This window comes from Mycobacterium sp. NGS51 (assembly GCF_059812525.1).
This window is the reverse complement of sequence record NZ_JCALCV010000004.1, coordinates 40,461-54,691: the sequence shown is the minus strand read 5'-3', so window position 1 is coordinate 54,691 and position 14,231 is coordinate 40,461. Positions and strand designations below refer to the sequence as shown.

Below are 14,231 nucleotides of genomic sequence, written 5' to 3'. Positions count from 1 at the left end.
CCAGTCCAACAGGGCGTACTGTATTGCCGGTGACCGCAGAACCGAAGTCGCAGTTGCTCATCGAGTATTGCGACACATGTGTCCGTTGGGTTCATCCGCCGGCCAAGTCCTGCCCGGGCTGTGACAGCTCGCTGGTGGCCCGTCCGGTGTCGGGACGCGGCACGGTGTTCACCTTCACCGTCAACTTCCATCCGTATAACCCAGACATCCCGACTCCTTATGTGATCGCGATCGTCGAACTGGCTGAACAGCAGGGACTTCGGCTGGCCGCCAATATCGTTGACTGCGAGCCGGATTCAGTTGTATGTGGCATGCCGGTCGAAGCCCGGTTCGAGGGAGCGACGCCGGTGTTCGCCCCGGTTACTTGATCAGCGGATCGCGGGGCATGCCGAGAATCCGCTCGGCGATCTGATTGCGCGTGACTTCCGAAGTGCCGCCGGCGATGGCCATGCCGCGGGCACCCATCACCAGCCGGCTGACCAGGGCGCCGGGCCCGTCGCCCAAGGCGATCTCCGGCCCCAGCAGAGCCGCGGCGATGGCGCCGCCCTCGCCCATGTGCTCGGCCAGCGTGAGCTTGGTGATGTTGCCCTCGGGACCAGGGCCCGCGCCTTCGATACTGCGAGCGGCGCGGCGCAAGTTCAGCAGCCGCAGCGCGTGTTCTTCGGCCAGGAAGGCGCCGACCCGAACGCTGGCCCCGGCCAAGCGATCTGCGTACTGCCCCGCCAGCTGCACCAGTTGTCCGGCCAGGCCCGCATAGTACGAACCGCCACCACCGATGCTGACCCGCTCATTGCCCAACGTCGCGCGGGCCACCGTCCAGCCGGTGTTGGGCTCCCCGACCACGTCCTCGTCGGCGACGAACACGTCGTTGAAGAACACCTCGTTGAAATCCGAACCGCCGGTGATCTGGCGCAGCGGGCGCACCTCCACCCCGGGAGCCTTCATGTCGATGATCACCGTGGTGATGCCGGCGTGTTTGGACGCGTCGGGATCGGTGCGCACCGTGGCCAGGCCGCGGCGGCAGTAGTGCGCGCCGCTGGTCCACACCTTTTGCCCGTTGATCTTCCACCCGCCGTCGACGCGGGTGGCGCGGGTCTTGACCGCGGCGGCATCGGAACCCGCGTCCGGTTCGGAGAACAGCTGGCACCACACCTCGTCCTGGCGCAACGCCTTCTCGACGAATCTTTCGATCTGCGATTCAGTTCCGTGCTGGACCAACGTGAGGATCACCCAGCCGGTGATCTGATAGTCGGGCCGCTTGATATCAGCCGCGACGAACTCCTCCTCAATCACCAGTTGCTCCACCGCATCAGCGGCACGACCCCACGGTTTGGGCCAGTGCGGCATCACGTAGCCGGTGGCGATCAGCTTGTCGCGCTGTGCCTCCTTGGCCAGCGCGGCGATCTCGGCGGCGTCGGCGCGAACCCGGTCGCGAAGTTCTTCGGCTTCCTCCGGCAGGTCAAGGCTGTTGGCCCGGGTGACACCGGCCGCGGTGCGGTCGAAGACATCCTGTGCAGGTGTGTCGCCGCCGAACAGCGCGCGGGTCGTCATCGCCCGCCGCATATGCAGGTGTGCGTCGTGCTCCCAGGTGAAGCCGATTCCGCCGTGCACCTGAATATTCAGTTCGGCGTTGCGCGCATACGCCGGGAACGCCAGCGCTGCCGCGACCGCGGCGATCAACCGGAACTGCTCCTCATCTTCGCCGGCCGCGCGGGAGGCATCCCACACCGCGGCCGTCGCCGATTCGGAAGCCACCAGCATGTTCGCGCAGTGGTGCTTGACCGCTTGGAAGGTGGCGATGGTGCGGCCGAACTGCTGGCGGACCTTGGCGTAGTCGACCGCGGCGTCCAGGCAATCCGACGCCCCGCCGGCCGCCTCGGTCGCCAGCAGTGTCCGCGCCCGCGCCAGCAACGATTCCCGACCCGCCGCCAAGATGTCGTCGTCGGTGACGCTGACATTCTGCAGCTTGACCCGGCCCGAGCGCCGAGTGGGATCGAGGTTGTCGGGCACCTCGACCGAGACGCCGTCGCGGCCGCGGTCCAGCACCAGCACGTCGTCGCCGGCGGCGATCACCAACAACTCGGCCAGGCCCGCGCCCAGCACGATGCCGGCGTCACCGTTGGCGACTCCGCCGTCGACGACGACCTCACCGCCCAGTCCGATGCCGGCGGTGACCGTGCCGTCGATCAGGCCCGGCAACAGCCGGCCCTTCTGCTCGGTGCTGCCTTCATTGGCGACGACCGCCGAGGCGATGACCGTCGGCACGAACGGCCCGGGCGCCACCGCCCGGCCGAGTTCCTCGACCACCACCACTAATTCGGGCAGCCCGTAGCCCGAGCCGCCGTGCTCCTCGTCGATGTGCAGGCCCAGCCAGCCGAGCTCGACGAGGTCCTGCCAGAACGGCGGGCGGGCCTCGTCAGCCGCGTCGAGCAGCGACCGCGCCGCCCAGCGGGCCTTCTGTGAGGTCAAAAACGCGCGGGCCACCTCGGCGAGTTCGCGATGGTCGTCGGTCAGTGCGATACCCATTCGAGGGCCCTCCTCGTCGTTGCAGGCGGTGCAAGAAAGCGTACTCACAGGCGGTTTGACCGCGGGTTACGGCATCACTTCGGGGCGAAGCGCTGCCCGGCGTCCAGCCGCAGGCATTGGCCGTTGAGCATCGGGTTGTCGACGATGGCCGCGACCAGCTTGGCGTATTCCTCGGGCCGGCCTAAACGCTTCGGGAATGCCGCGTCCTTGGTCAGCGCGGTGGCGTACTCGTCCGGAATGCCCTTGGTCAGCCCGGTCGCGAACAGGCTCGGCGCGATCGCCAGCACCCGGATGCCCAGCGATCCGAGGTCGCGGGCCATGGTCAGGCACATGCCGGCGATGCCGGCCTTGGCCGCGGTGTAGGCCACCTGCCCGATCTGACCCTCGAACGCTGCGATCGACGCGGTGTTGACGATGACGCCGCGCTCCTCGTCCTCCGGTTCGTTTGTGCTCATGTGGCTCGCCGCCAACCGGCTGATGTTGAAGGTGGCGATGAGGTTGAGATCGATCACCGACTGGAAGGATTCGAGATCATGCGGGCCGGACTTCGACATCGTCCGCTTGGCGATACCGCCGCCGGCCGTCGTCACGATCACGTGCAAACCGCCCAGCGCATCGACTGCGGTCTGCAGCGTCTCCTCGGTGCCGGCAAAGTCGGTCACGTCCACCGGGTAGAACGTGCCGTTGATGGCGGTCGCGACGTCCTTGCCGTCGGAGCCCTCGCGGTCGAATACCGCGACGCTGGCCCCACGTGCGGCCAGCAGTTCGGCGGTGGCCCGTCCCATGCCCGAGGCGCCGCCGATGACGACCACCTTCTTGCCGTTGATCTCCATGCAAACCTCCGTGTTTGACAGCTCTTGTGTCCAGCACGTTAGCGCGGCCGTACGTGACGTTGTCGGCCAGGCGTGTAAAGCTGGGCTGTGCTGCTGATCGACGTGGCGGCCGCCTGGGTCGACGTAGGCGGCGCTTCCGCGCGACGGGCCAAGATCGCGCGGATCGCCGACCTGCTCATCGGAACAAAATCCGACCCGCAACTCGTCGCGATCGTGGTCTCCTGGCTTTCCGGCGAATTACCGCAGCGCCAGATCGGAGTGGGCTGGGCCAGCCTGCGCTCGCTGCCACCGGCCGCGACACACCCGAGTTTGACCGTGCACGACGTCGACGCGGCGTTCTCGGCGATCGGCGCACTGTCCGGCACCGGCTCGCAGACCCGACGCGCCCAACACGTCGCCGCACTGTTCGCCGCCGCCACCGACACCGAGCAGTCGTTTCTGCGCCGACTGCTGACCGGTGAGCTGCGCCAAGGCGCACTGGCCGGAATCATGGTCGACGCGGTGGCAGCGGCCGGGCTGATCCCGGCCGCGGTGGTGCGCCGAGCCGCGATGCTGGGCGGGGATCTGCCCGCGGTGGCGGCGGCGGGCCTGGCCGGTGGCGCGGCCGCACTGGACGCGTTCACCCTGCAAGTGGGGCGGCCGGTCGGGCCGATGCTGGCCCAAACCGCCACCGGCGTCGGCCAAGCACTCGAAAAACTTGGCGGCACAGCTATTTTCGAAGCAAAGCTGGACGGCGCGCGCGTGCAAATCCACCGCGCCGGCGATCAGGCCACGGTCTACACCCGCAGTCTCGACGACGTCACCGCCCGGCTACCCGAGGTGGTCGAGGCGACGCTGGCGCTACCGGTCACCGACCTGATCGTCGACGGCGAGGCGATCGCGCTGCGGCCGGACAACCGGCCGCAGCCGTTCCAGGTCACCGGGTCGCGCTTCGGCCGATCGGTCGATGTCGCGGCGGCCCGCGCCGCCGCGCCGCTGTCGGTGTTTTTCTTCGACGTCTTGCACCGCGACGGCGTCGACCTGCTCGACGCGCCGACCACCGACCGGCTGGCCGTCCTCGACGAGATCACGCCTGCGCACCACCGGGTCGATCGGCTGGTCACCGCCGAGCCCGCGGCGGCCGCCGACTTCCTGACGGCGACGCTGGCCGCCGGCCACGAAGGGGTGCTGGCCAAATCGTTGACGGCACCCTATGCCGCGGGCCGCCGCGGCGCGGGCTGGCTGAAGGTCAAGCCGGTGCACACCCTCGACCTGGTGGTGCTGGCCGTCGAATGGGGATCGGGACGCCGCCGCGGCAAGCTGTCCAACATCCATCTCGGCGCGCGGGATCCGGCCGGCGGCTACGTGATGCTGGGCAAGACGTTCAAAGGCATGACCGACGCCATGCTGGACTGGCAGACCGCGCGGTTTACCGAACTGGCCGTCGGCGGCACCGACGGCTATCTGGTGCAGTTGCACCCCGAGCAGGTGGTCGAGATCGCTTTCGACGGGCTGCAGCGCTCGTCGCGCTACCCCGGCGGCTTGGCGCTGCGGTTCGCCCGGGTGCTGCGCTACCGCCACGACAAGGGCCCGGCTGACGCCGACACCATCGACACCGTGCGCGCCCTCCATGAGCAGCAGCACTGACTCCGATCACTGGACCGGAGGCGCCGGGAAACAGCGCGTTTAGAGCAATCGACGCGCCGGTTACCAGATCCCCAGCAGAATGCGACTATGTAGGACGGCGAAACACCGGAAGTCTTCGCCCGGTGTCAGTAACGACCGATCGAAAGGTCCAGGTGCTCACAGGCGAGAGGCAACCGGCCGCCGCGCGCGGTGCTGCCGCTACACCGCGCGAGCGGCGGCTCACCTTCATCCGACGCGCGGCAATCGCGGTATGGGCCGCCGTTGTGGTGTACCGGACGGTGACGGAAGGGCTCGCGTTCAACCGTGAACTGCTGCTGCTCTACATCGCCACCGGGCTGATCGCCGCCAGCATCGGACGTCCCCGCCGGGCTTTTGCCGTCCTGCGCGACTGGCTGCCGTTCGCGCTTTATCTGCTGCTGTATGACCTCAGCCGCCATGCGGCCACGTTCGTTGGAACACCCACGCTGTGGCGGCCCCAGGTCGATGCGGACCGCTGGATGTTCTTCGGGGTGGTGCCGACAGTGTGGCTGCAGGAACAGCTCAAGTTGGCCCAACCGCCGTGGTGGGAGGTGGTCATCAGCGCCGTCTACATGTCGTTTTTCATCCTGCCGTACGTGATCGCCGGGGTGCTGTGGCTGCGCAACCGAGACGACTGGGCAGCGTTCGCCCGGCGATTTGTCGGGCTGTCGTTTGCCGCTCTGATCGTCTACGTGCTGGTGCCGTCGGCGCCGCCGTGGGCGGCCGCGCGCTGCACCGCCGACCAGATCGCCAACGGCCCATCCAACCCACGGTGCATGTTCCGAAGCCCCGCGGGGGTGCCCGACGGCGGCTTGCTGGGTCCCATGCACCCCAACCACCCCGGTGCCCACCCGTTTGTGGAACGGATCTCCGGCCGGGGCTGGGGCACGCTGCATTTGCACTCAGCGCGGGCCTTGCTGGACTCCGGACAGGCCAGCGTGAACCTGGTAGCGGCCATCCCGTCGCTGCACGCCGCACTGTCGGCGATGATCGCGGTGTTTCTGTGGCGCCGCGTCCGGTCGTGGTGGCGCCCGCTGCTGGTGGCATACGTGCTGACGATGGCGTTCACGCTGGTGTACTCGGCCGAGCACTATGTGATCGACATCCTGCTGGGCTGGGCGTTCGCCGCGATAGTGCTGCTGGTGATCGGTCGTCTCGAGTCCTGGTGGCGGCGCCGACGCTCAGCTCGTGATGCCGTCGAGCCAGCCGCCGATCTTGGCGGCCGCGTCGCCGTAGAAGGTCCGATAGACCCGGTCGGCCGCGTAGCCGATATGAGGTGTGGCGACGACGGTGTCCAGCGAGCGCAGCGGGTGCCGGACCGGCAGGGGCTCGGTGTCGAAGACGTCGAGTCCGGCCCCGGCGAGCCGGTGGGAGCGCAACGCCTCGACCAGCGCCGACTCGTCGACGATGGGTCCGCGCGAGGTGTTGACTAGCAGCGCGGTCGGTTTCATCAACGCCAGTTCGCCGGCGCCCACCAGCCCGCGGCTGCGCTCGCTGAGCACCAAGTGGATGGTCAGCACGTCGGCGCGACGGAACAACTCCTCTTTGCCGACGTAGGTCGCCCCGGCGTGTTCGGCGGCGTCCGGCGTCAGGTTGGTGCTCCACGCGATGACGTCCATGCCGAATGCCGCGCCGACCCGCGCAACCCGGCTGCCGATCCGGCCCAGCCCCAGCACGCCCAGCACAGTTCCGCCCAGCTGGCGACCGACTGAGGTCTGCCACCCGCCGCCGCGTACCGACACGGACTCGTCGACGATGCGGCGCGCGGCGGCCAGAATCAGCGCCCAGGTCAGCTCGACGGTGGATTCCAGGTATCCGCCGGTCGTGCTGACATGGATCCCCCGCTCCTTGGCGGCCGCGACGTCGATGGCGGCGTTGAACGGACCGGTCGAGGCGATCATCTTCAAGTTGGGCAGCCGCTCGATGATGCTGCGCGGCAACGGGGTGCGCTCGCGCATCACGAACACCACGTCGAACGGGGCAAGCCGCTCGACCACGGCGTCGTGATCGGCCTGGTGATCGGTGAACACGGTGATGTCGGCGCGGGCGGCCACCTGCGACCAGTCGGCCATGCTCAGCGCGACGTTCTGGTAATCGTCGAGGATCGCGACCTTCATCGTGCCAATGTCGCATACCGCATCGCCGTTGTTTTAAGCGGAAAGTACAAACTGCCCGAACGCACTCCGACGCTGACACACTGGCGGCGACACCGCGCACGGATGGGAGACCCTTATGCCTGAGTACGACTACGAACGAATGAAAAAAGAGGCCGAGCCGTTCATCAAGTTCGAGAAAGACGTCAAAAACCGGATTGCCTACATCACCTTCGATCGTCCCGATGCGCAGAATTCGACGACGCTCGGCATGCGGCAGAACTATGCCGACCTGATCCACAAATGCAATGTCGACGACGACGTCAAGGTCGTCGTGATCCGCGGCGAGGGAGAGGATTTCGGCAGCGGCGGCGATCTGCCCGAGCAGCGGGACATGCTGGAAAACCCCGGTATGCCACTGCTTCATGAGCTCGCGATCAACGACGACCGCGTCAAGTACCCGCCGGGGGGCTCCTACCGCTATCTGTCCACCGTGACCGACTTCTACGCCAAGGCTCCGGCCGGCAACCGCCCGCTGCAGGAACTCCGCAAGATCAGCATCATCGAGGCCAAAGGGTACTGCTATGGCTGGCACTTCTATCAGGCCGGCGACGCCGACCTGGTCATCTCTTCAGACGACGCGCTGTTCGGCCACCCGGCTTTTCGTTATGTGGGCTGGGGGCCGCGGCTGTGGTGGTGGGCGGAAACCATGGGTCTGCGGAAGTTCTCCGAAATGTTGTTCACCGGAAGGCCTTTCAGCGCGAAGGAAATGTATGAGTGCGGGTTCGTCAACAGTGTGGTGCCCCGCGACAAGCTTGAAGAGGAAACGCTGAAGTATGCGATGGCGTGCTCGCGGTCTCGCCCCACCGACACGGTCGCGGTGCAGAAAACCTTCCTGGAGCTGTACAAGCAGCACAAAGGCGAGTACTTCGGCAGCCTGTTGACCGGCATGGTGGAAGGCATGCTGCCGCTGATTCAAAACGACCAGGACAACGAGGTCGACCTCACCGAAGGCGCCTTTGGTAAAGGTTTGAACAATGTGGTGAAGGACAACGACATGAATTTCCCGCCCGAGTGGCGGCTCAGCCGTTCGGGACGCAGCAAGCCCTGACATGGCACTGCAGTTGGCCAATAGCGTCGCATTGGTGACCGGCGCCAGCAGCGGCATCGGCGCGGCCACCGCCAAGGCGCTGGCCGCCGAGGGCGCCGCGGTTGCCCTGGTCGCGCGCCGCGCTGACCGGTTGCACCAACTGCAAGCCGAGATCGAGTCGACGGGCGGCACCGCGCTGGCGGTGCCGGCCGACGTCACTGACGCGGACCAAGTGGCTGAGGCGATTGATTGCGCCGTTCGTGAGTTGGGTCGGCTCGACACCGTGGTGAACAACGCCGGGCTGGTCCGGACGGGACCCGCCGCCCAAGCGCCGCTACAGGACTGGGATGACCTGGTGGCGGTCAACGTGAATGGAGTTCTGTATGTGGCCCACGCCGCGATCCCGCATCTCGTCGACGCGGCCGCCAGCTCACCGCGCGGTGTCGCCGACCTGGTCACGATCAGTTCCACTGCCGGTTGGGTGGCCCGCCCGGGCAGCGCGGTCTACTCACTGACGAAATACGGTGTCAACGCGTTCAGCGAAGGCATCCGACAAGAGTTGCTGGGCAAAAGGGTTCGCGTCGGCGTCGTTGCACCCGGCAGCGTCGACACCGAAATCAATACCCACCTGCCGGCGGAGTCGCGCGAAGCGTATGACCGCCGGACTGCGGGCATGGTCCAACTGCGACCCGAGGACATCGCCGACGCGGTGCTTTACATGGTGACCCGCGACCGGCGGGTGGCGGTCAACCACATGCTGGTGCGCGCCGCCGAGCAGACCTGGTGACTGTCCAGTGTTCGCCCGAGGCGCTGCCCACGGGCGGTTCGTTGGCTCCGAATACGAAGGGCGCGAACACAATCTCACGCCCATCGGGGTCACGGTAGGTGAGTGCCCCGACCGCATCCCAATACGGATGGGACTCCACCGGCTCCATCCCGGCCGTGCACAGCCGAGCCGTCGCTTCGTGTTGCGCTGTCGCGTCGGGGAAATATAGACACAGCTGCTCATGGGCGTCGACCGCGACGGGTTCAGTTGCTTCGACGATCTCGAAAGTAAGGGCAGTGCCGGGCATTCCGAAAATCGCTCCGGTGCTGCCGTAGCTATTGGCGAACGTGGCACACAACGGCAGCCCGACGAGATCGCGGTAGAACGCGACGGTCTGCTCGAAGTTGCTTGAGCGTCGCGCGAAGCGGATTGCGCCGACGGAAGCCAGTTCGTGTGTCACAACGTCGACGCTAAAACCTCAACCGCAGTTCAGGTCAAGGGCGCCACCCCGCTTTGGTGTACGCGCCCCTGGGGGCGGTCACACTAACGTCGACGCACAGCGACATCGAGCGGATAGGGGCCAAGACGTGGACATCGGATTCATCGGGTTGGGCAACATGGGGTCTGCAATTGCGCGCCGACTGGTCGACGCGGGGCACCATGTCGTCGTCTTCGATACCCGCAGTGCCGCGATCGAATCCCTCGTGGCTGAAGGCGCCGACCGGGCAGCGTCGGCCCGGGAGGTGGCTGATCGCGCGGCGACCGTCATGGCCAGCCTGCCGACACCACAGACATCGATGCAGGTGGCTGATGCGGTCGCCGGCGGCGACCGCGTCCAGCGCTTCGTCGATCTGTCCACCGCGGGAAGCCAAGCAGCGCAACGTAATCACGAGCTGCTTGCCGAACATGATGTGGCCATGCTGGACAGCCCGGTGAGCGGAGGGGTGCACAGCGCTCAAGCGGGAACGCTTGCCGTGATGGTGTCCGGTCCGCGAGCCGAGTTCGACGCCGCCGCCGCTGTTTTCGATGCCATCGGCCGCGCCATCTTCGTCAGCGAAAAACCCGGCGCCGCGCAAACGATGAAGCTGGTCAACAACTTGATGGCCGCCGCGTCGTTGGCCGCAACCGCCGAAGTCATGGTGATGGGTGTGAAGGCAGGCCTGGATGCCCAGGTCATGATCGATGTCCTCAACGCCGGATCGGGAGCCACCCATGCAAGTCGCGAGAAATTCCCACGCGCGGTGCTTCCGCGCACCTTCGACTACGGGTTCGCCACGGGTCTGATGGTCAAAGATGTGCGCCTCTATCTCGATGAGGCGCACGCGCTGGGAATGCCGACTCAGCTGGCCGATGCCGTGGCTCAGTTGTGGGAGGCGACCCTGACCGCAGAGGGACCCGAATCCGACTTCACGTCGATCGTCAAGCCGATCGAAGCAGCCGCGGGCGTCGTGGTGGGAACCGGCCCACGATGAATGCGCCGCCTCACTACTCTTCGTCGGCCGCGCGCCGAGACGACTCAGCCGCAGATCGGTCCGCGGCGGCCCGTTCGCCGTGCGAGGCGGCGGCATCACGGTGCTCGCCGGCATCGCCTATGCCGGCGTCGTTTGCCTCCTCGTGCACTTGTGCCGCCCGTTCATGCGCTTGGGCCGACTCTTCGTGACGGCCAGCAGCACTGCGATGGGCCGCGGCGGCGCGCCTGCCCATGCCCTGCGGTTTAGTCGCTGGCGGCTGCGGTGGGTTTAGTGGCGCGGATGATGGCGCCATGCATTCCGTCGGTAACTTCGTGGGTGAAAGCCACTGAGGCATCAACGAATCCGGCTTGGCTGAGACCGTCGAGATACTCCTGTTTGGACAGCGCCCCCGCGATACAGCCAACGTGGGATCCGCGTTCGGCGCGGTCGGCACTACTGAGATGGTCTTCGGCGACGACGTCGGAGATCCCGAGCCGCCCGCCGGAAACCAGGACACGGAACATCTCGGCGAGCACGGCCGGTTTGTCAACCGACAGGTTGATCACGCAATTGGAGATCACCACGTCGACGGTCGCATCGGCGAGGGGAATGTCCTCGATGGTGCCCTTGCGGAACTCGACGTTGGTGACACCAGCTTTGGCCTTATTAGCCTCGGCTAGGGCGAGCATCTCGTCGGTCATGTCGACGCCGTAGGCGAACCCGTCCGGTCCAACCCGACGAGCTGACAGCAGCACATCGATCCCGCCGCCGGAGCCCAAGTCCAAAACGCGTTCACCTGCGCGCAGGTCAGCAACCGCAGTCGGATTACCGCATCCCAGGCTGGCCGCAACGGCTTCCGCAGGTAGCCCGGAGTGGTCGTCAGCGCCATACAGACCGGCGCCGAAGACGGTACCGACGTCAACCGAATCGCTGGATCCACAACAGCTCGCTGCGGTAAGCACGTCGCTGTTGGTGGCGCCGCTCGCGATCGTCGTGGCGGCCTCCCCATAGCGGGCGCGAACCTGATTACGCAATGCGGCACCTGCCTTCTCGGCCATGCCAGGCTCCTTCCCATCGACAGACGTCTATGCGACCAAGGATGCACGATGCATCGACAGCTGTCAATGCGTTTGTCATGCTGTGGTCATGCCCACCACCATCGCGCCCGCAACGCAGCCCTATGGATCGCTGCTGGCGGCTGATCTCGAAACGTGTTGCAGCCCAATTACTGGCACCGTCCTGGATGAGGCGGCCGCCGAGCGACTGGCCGCCGTTCTCAAGGCGGTGGCCGAGCCCACCCGGTTGCGGCTGGTGTCGCTGATCGCGGGCCATGAGGGCGCCGAGGCCTGTGTGTGCGACCTGACCGCTCCAGTCGGGTTGTCCCAGCCGACGGTGTCGCACCATCTCAAGATCCTGGTCGAGGCGGGTCTGCTTGAACGAACACAGCGCGGCAAATGGGCTTATTACCGGTTAGTGCCCCCGGCACTGCATGCACTGGCCGGCGTATTCGCCGGTGCCGGCATCGCTGAGATCGGCTCACCTCACGCTGAGCGGCACTAAAATTTGTGAGCCGCACCAGGTTTCACAGATTTATGGAGATCCGGAGGATTTTTAACCGGGATTGACTCGGGGTGCGTACATGATGACCGCCACTCCAGCAAGGCAGATGACGGCACCGATGACGTCCCAGCGGTCGGGGCGAAAGCCGTCCAGTGCCATGCCCCAGGCAATGGAGCCGGCCACAAAGACGCCACCGTACGCGGCGAGGATGCGACCGAAGTGGGCGTCAGGTTGCAGGGTCGCGACGAATCCGTAGCCACCCAGGGCCAGGATTCCCAGGCCGATCCAGACCAACCCGCGGTGTTCGCGTACGCCTTGCCAGACCAGCCACGCACCGCCGATTTCGAACACCGCGGCGACCATGAACAACAAAACGGATTTGACGAAAGTCACTGATGCTCCTTCAGTTTGGGGCCATTCGAAAGAAGCAGATGCACAGCCGTCCCCGGCTCAAGGGGTGGATGGAGGATCGGGTGCAAGGCTGCCGTCAGGGGCGATGTGGGCGAAGATCTGCTGGACCAGCGTGAGGACGTGCGGGTCCTCGACGGTGTAGATGTGGTGGCGGCCTTCTTTGCGTGCGCTGATCAGGCCGGCTAGGCGCAGTTTGGTCAGGTGCTGGCTCATGGTGGCTACCCCGACGCCGGCCCGGTCGGCCAGGGCTGTCACGTCGTGCACGTCTTGGGCGGCCAGCCACAGCACGTGCAGTCGTGCCGGGTTGCCGAGCAGCGCGAAAGTGGCTGCAGCTGACGTCAGCTGCGGGCCGGTGGGCTCGGTGGGGGCAAGGGCCAGGTCAAGGGTTTCGGGTGGCCGTTGTTTTCGTTTTGCCATGGCGGCCTCCATTCTGGCGCACCCCCGACGAACAGATTCGCCCAATCAAACCATTTTGATATTTGCGAATATAACGAAATGAGTGGCAGGATGGGCAAGATCCGAACCGAGGTCTACGCCCGATCTGCGTATGGGTGAGGAAGGCAGGGCTTCTTCGTGCTGCATGTCGCGTTGCTGATTGGCTGCGCCGTGGCGATTTATCTGTCGTGCGAGTGGTTCGTCAATGCCGTGGAATGGCTGGGCCAGCGGCTCAATATCAAGAAGATGGCGGTGGGGACCATCCTGGCCGCCTTCGGCACAGCCCTGCCAGAATCGGTGGTCACGTTGGTTGCGGTCACCACCGGCACGACCGCCCAGATCCGCGACATCGGGGTCGGCGCTGCGATGGGCGGCCCGCTGGTGCTGGCGACCGTCGCCTATGGGGTGACCGGTGCGATGCTGCTGGCGCGACGCCACACCCGCAGCCGCGAACTCGTCGCCGCCGGCGTCGGCGGCGCAGACCTCGAGCACCCTGGGTCAGAACGCGAGGCGAGCTGCGGCAGCGTGTTAGCTGATTCCGTCCAAGCGGCACGCCTGGCCAACGATCAGCGCTGGTTTATGACGGTGTTCGTGGTCAAAGTCGCGTTGGGCTTGGTGGCGTTCGCGATCAAGCCATGGCTGGGGCTGCTGTTTTTTGCCGTCTACGCCGTCTACTTTTGGCGCGAGCTGCGTGGCGGCCACACTCTGGACCCCCATGACGAGGAGCAGTTGGCACCGCTGAAGCTGCAACCCCGTGCCGCGCGACCGGCTAGCCCGGTGGTAATCGCGCAAACGGTAGGCGCGTTGGCGGTCATCTTTGTCTCCTCGCAAGTGTTCGTGCACCAGCTCGATGCCATCGGCCCGATGCTCGGATTGTCCGAGGCCGTCACTGCCTTGCTGCTGTCGCCGATCGCCACCGAGCTGCCCGAGATTATGAACGCAGTCATTTGGGTCCGGCAGGGCAAAACCCAACTGGCCCTAGCCAATATCTCCGGGGCGATGATGATCCAGGCGACTGTGCCCAGCGGCCTGGGTCTGTTGTTCACCGACTGGCGCTTCAACCACGCTCTGCTCTGGTCCGGTGCGATCACCATGGCCGCGATCGGCTACCTGCTGTACACACTGCGCACAGACAAACTCACCCCCACCCGGCTGGCCGCGGCCGCAGTGCTCTACCTGGTCTTCGCCGCCGGACTCATCCCGATCCTCACCTGATAACCCTCCGCCTTCCCGGACAAAACCCGCGGATACCTCGGCGACACAACTATTCGCCAAGCTAAGCGAACTCACCGACCTACTCCACGACGCCGGCACCCTCAACGACAAGGAATTCACCCAACACAAACAACGCCTTCTCCATAGGTAGACCGAAGCTACCGTCTGACCGCTGGCATCAGTTGCCGTTATGGCTCGGGCGATACG

14 protein-coding genes and 2 pseudogenes are annotated in these 14,231 nt (G+C 66.1%); 8 read left to right on the top strand and 8 right to left on the bottom strand.

Features of this window, described 5'->3' with window-relative positions:
* Nucleotides 1-29: 29 nt before the first annotated feature.
* Nucleotides 30-368, top strand: coding sequence for a Zn-ribbon domain-containing OB-fold protein (locus AC5Y5W_RS06355; RefSeq protein ID WP_500010565.1), 339 nt, complete (start codon nt 30-32; stop codon nt 366-368).
* Here AC5Y5W_RS06355 and AC5Y5W_RS06350 read toward each other — a convergent pair.
* Together AC5Y5W_RS06350 and AC5Y5W_RS06345 are read right to left on the bottom strand one after the other, a co-directional pair.
* Nucleotides 361-2,526 (bottom strand): acyl-CoA dehydrogenase family protein, encoded by a 2,166-nt coding sequence (locus AC5Y5W_RS06350; RefSeq protein ID WP_500010566.1) that lies wholly within the window; start codon nt 2,524-2,526, stop codon nt 361-363. The two genes, AC5Y5W_RS06355 and AC5Y5W_RS06350, sit on opposite strands and share 8 nt — an antisense overlap.
* Before the next feature lie 74 nt (nt 2,527-2,600).
* The gene (locus tag AC5Y5W_RS06345; protein ID WP_500010567.1) at nt 2,601-3,359 is read right to left on the bottom strand and encodes an SDR family NAD(P)-dependent oxidoreductase; all 759 of its coding nucleotides are present in this window, start codon (nt 3,357-3,359) and stop codon (nt 2,601-2,603) included.
* 87 nt (nt 3,360-3,446) lie between these two features.
* Here AC5Y5W_RS06345 and AC5Y5W_RS06340 point away from each other — a divergent pair, with 87 nt between their 5' ends.
* Both AC5Y5W_RS06340 and AC5Y5W_RS06335 read left to right on the top strand, forming a co-directional pair.
* Nucleotides 3,447-4,985 carry an ATP-dependent DNA ligase gene (locus AC5Y5W_RS06340; protein WP_500010568.1) on the top strand — a complete coding sequence of 513 codons (1,539 nt, stop codon included), beginning with the start codon at nt 3,447-3,449 and terminating at the stop codon, nt 4,983-4,985.
* A 227-nt stretch (nt 4,986-5,212) separates the two neighbouring features.
* A pseudogene (locus AC5Y5W_RS06335) lies at nt 5,213-6,199 on the top strand (phosphatase PAP2 family protein); the annotation flags it as partial.
* Here AC5Y5W_RS06335 and AC5Y5W_RS06330 read toward each other — a convergent pair.
* Nucleotides 6,185-7,120: a D-2-hydroxyacid dehydrogenase family protein gene (locus tag AC5Y5W_RS06330; protein ID WP_500010569.1), complete on the bottom strand. Its 936-nt coding sequence runs from the start codon at nt 7,118-7,120 to the stop codon at nt 6,185-6,187. The pseudogene AC5Y5W_RS06335 and the gene AC5Y5W_RS06330 sit on opposite strands and share 15 nt — an antisense overlap.
* A gap of 115 nt (nt 7,121-7,235) precedes the next feature.
* Between AC5Y5W_RS06330 and AC5Y5W_RS06325 the strand changes: the two genes are divergently transcribed.
* Both AC5Y5W_RS06325 and AC5Y5W_RS06320 read left to right on the top strand, forming a co-directional pair.
* Nucleotides 7,236-8,207, top strand: coding sequence for an enoyl-CoA hydratase/isomerase family protein (locus tag AC5Y5W_RS06325; protein WP_500010570.1), 972 nt, complete (start codon nt 7,236-7,238; stop codon nt 8,205-8,207).
* A 1-nt stretch (nt 8,208) separates the two neighbouring features.
* Complete coding sequence (locus AC5Y5W_RS06320; RefSeq protein ID WP_500010571.1) at nt 8,209-8,973, top strand: SDR family NAD(P)-dependent oxidoreductase; 765 nt, start codon at nt 8,209-8,211, stop codon at nt 8,971-8,973.
* Here the strand turns inward: AC5Y5W_RS06320 and AC5Y5W_RS06315 are convergent.
* Entirely contained in the window at nt 8,933-9,412 is a 480-nt protein-coding gene (locus AC5Y5W_RS06315; RefSeq protein ID WP_500010572.1) for a VOC family protein, read from the bottom strand. The genes AC5Y5W_RS06320 and AC5Y5W_RS06315 overlap by 41 nt on opposite strands.
* A 94-nt stretch (nt 9,413-9,506) precedes the next feature.
* Between AC5Y5W_RS06315 and AC5Y5W_RS06310 the strand changes: the two are divergent.
* Nucleotides 9,507-10,424: pseudogene (locus AC5Y5W_RS06310) on the top strand (NAD(P)-dependent oxidoreductase); the annotation flags it as partial.
* A gap of 13 nt (nt 10,425-10,437) precedes the next feature.
* On the opposite strand, the gene AC5Y5W_RS06305 reads toward AC5Y5W_RS06310, so the two are convergent.
* Together AC5Y5W_RS06305 and arsM are read right to left on the bottom strand one after the other, a co-directional pair.
* Nucleotides 10,438-10,656 carry a hypothetical protein gene (locus tag AC5Y5W_RS06305; protein WP_500010573.1) on the bottom strand — a complete coding sequence of 73 codons (219 nt, stop codon included), beginning with the start codon at nt 10,654-10,656 and terminating at the stop codon, nt 10,438-10,440.
* A 10-nt stretch (nt 10,657-10,666) separates the two neighbouring features.
* The gene (arsM, locus tag AC5Y5W_RS06300; protein WP_500010574.1) at nt 10,667-11,461 is read right to left on the bottom strand and encodes an arsenite methyltransferase; all 795 of its coding nucleotides are present in this window, start codon (nt 11,459-11,461) and stop codon (nt 10,667-10,669) included.
* Between the two features lie 88 nt (nt 11,462-11,549).
* Between arsM and AC5Y5W_RS06295 the strand changes: the two genes are divergently transcribed.
* The gene (locus tag AC5Y5W_RS06295; RefSeq protein WP_500010575.1) at nt 11,550-11,963 is read left to right on the top strand and encodes an ArsR/SmtB family transcription factor; all 414 of its coding nucleotides are present in this window, start codon (nt 11,550-11,552) and stop codon (nt 11,961-11,963) included.
* Nucleotides 11,964-12,014: 51 nt separating this feature from the next.
* Here AC5Y5W_RS06295 and AC5Y5W_RS06290 read toward each other — a convergent pair whose 3' ends face one another.
* Entirely contained in the window at nt 12,015-12,356 is a 342-nt protein-coding gene (locus tag AC5Y5W_RS06290) for a YnfA family protein (RefSeq protein ID WP_500010576.1), read from the bottom strand.
* A 57-nt stretch (nt 12,357-12,413) separates the two neighbouring features.
* Nucleotides 12,414-12,791: an ArsR/SmtB family transcription factor gene (locus AC5Y5W_RS06285; RefSeq protein WP_500010577.1), complete on the bottom strand. Its 378-nt coding sequence runs from the start codon at nt 12,789-12,791 to the stop codon at nt 12,414-12,416.
* A 156-nt stretch (nt 12,792-12,947) separates the two neighbouring features.
* On the opposite strand from AC5Y5W_RS06285, the gene AC5Y5W_RS06280 reads away from it, so the two are divergent.
* A complete protein-coding gene (locus AC5Y5W_RS06280; RefSeq protein WP_500010578.1) occupies nt 12,948-14,024 on the top strand; it encodes a sodium:calcium antiporter in 1,077 nt (358 codons plus the stop codon).
* The last annotated feature ends 207 nt before the right edge of the window (nt 14,025-14,231 follow it).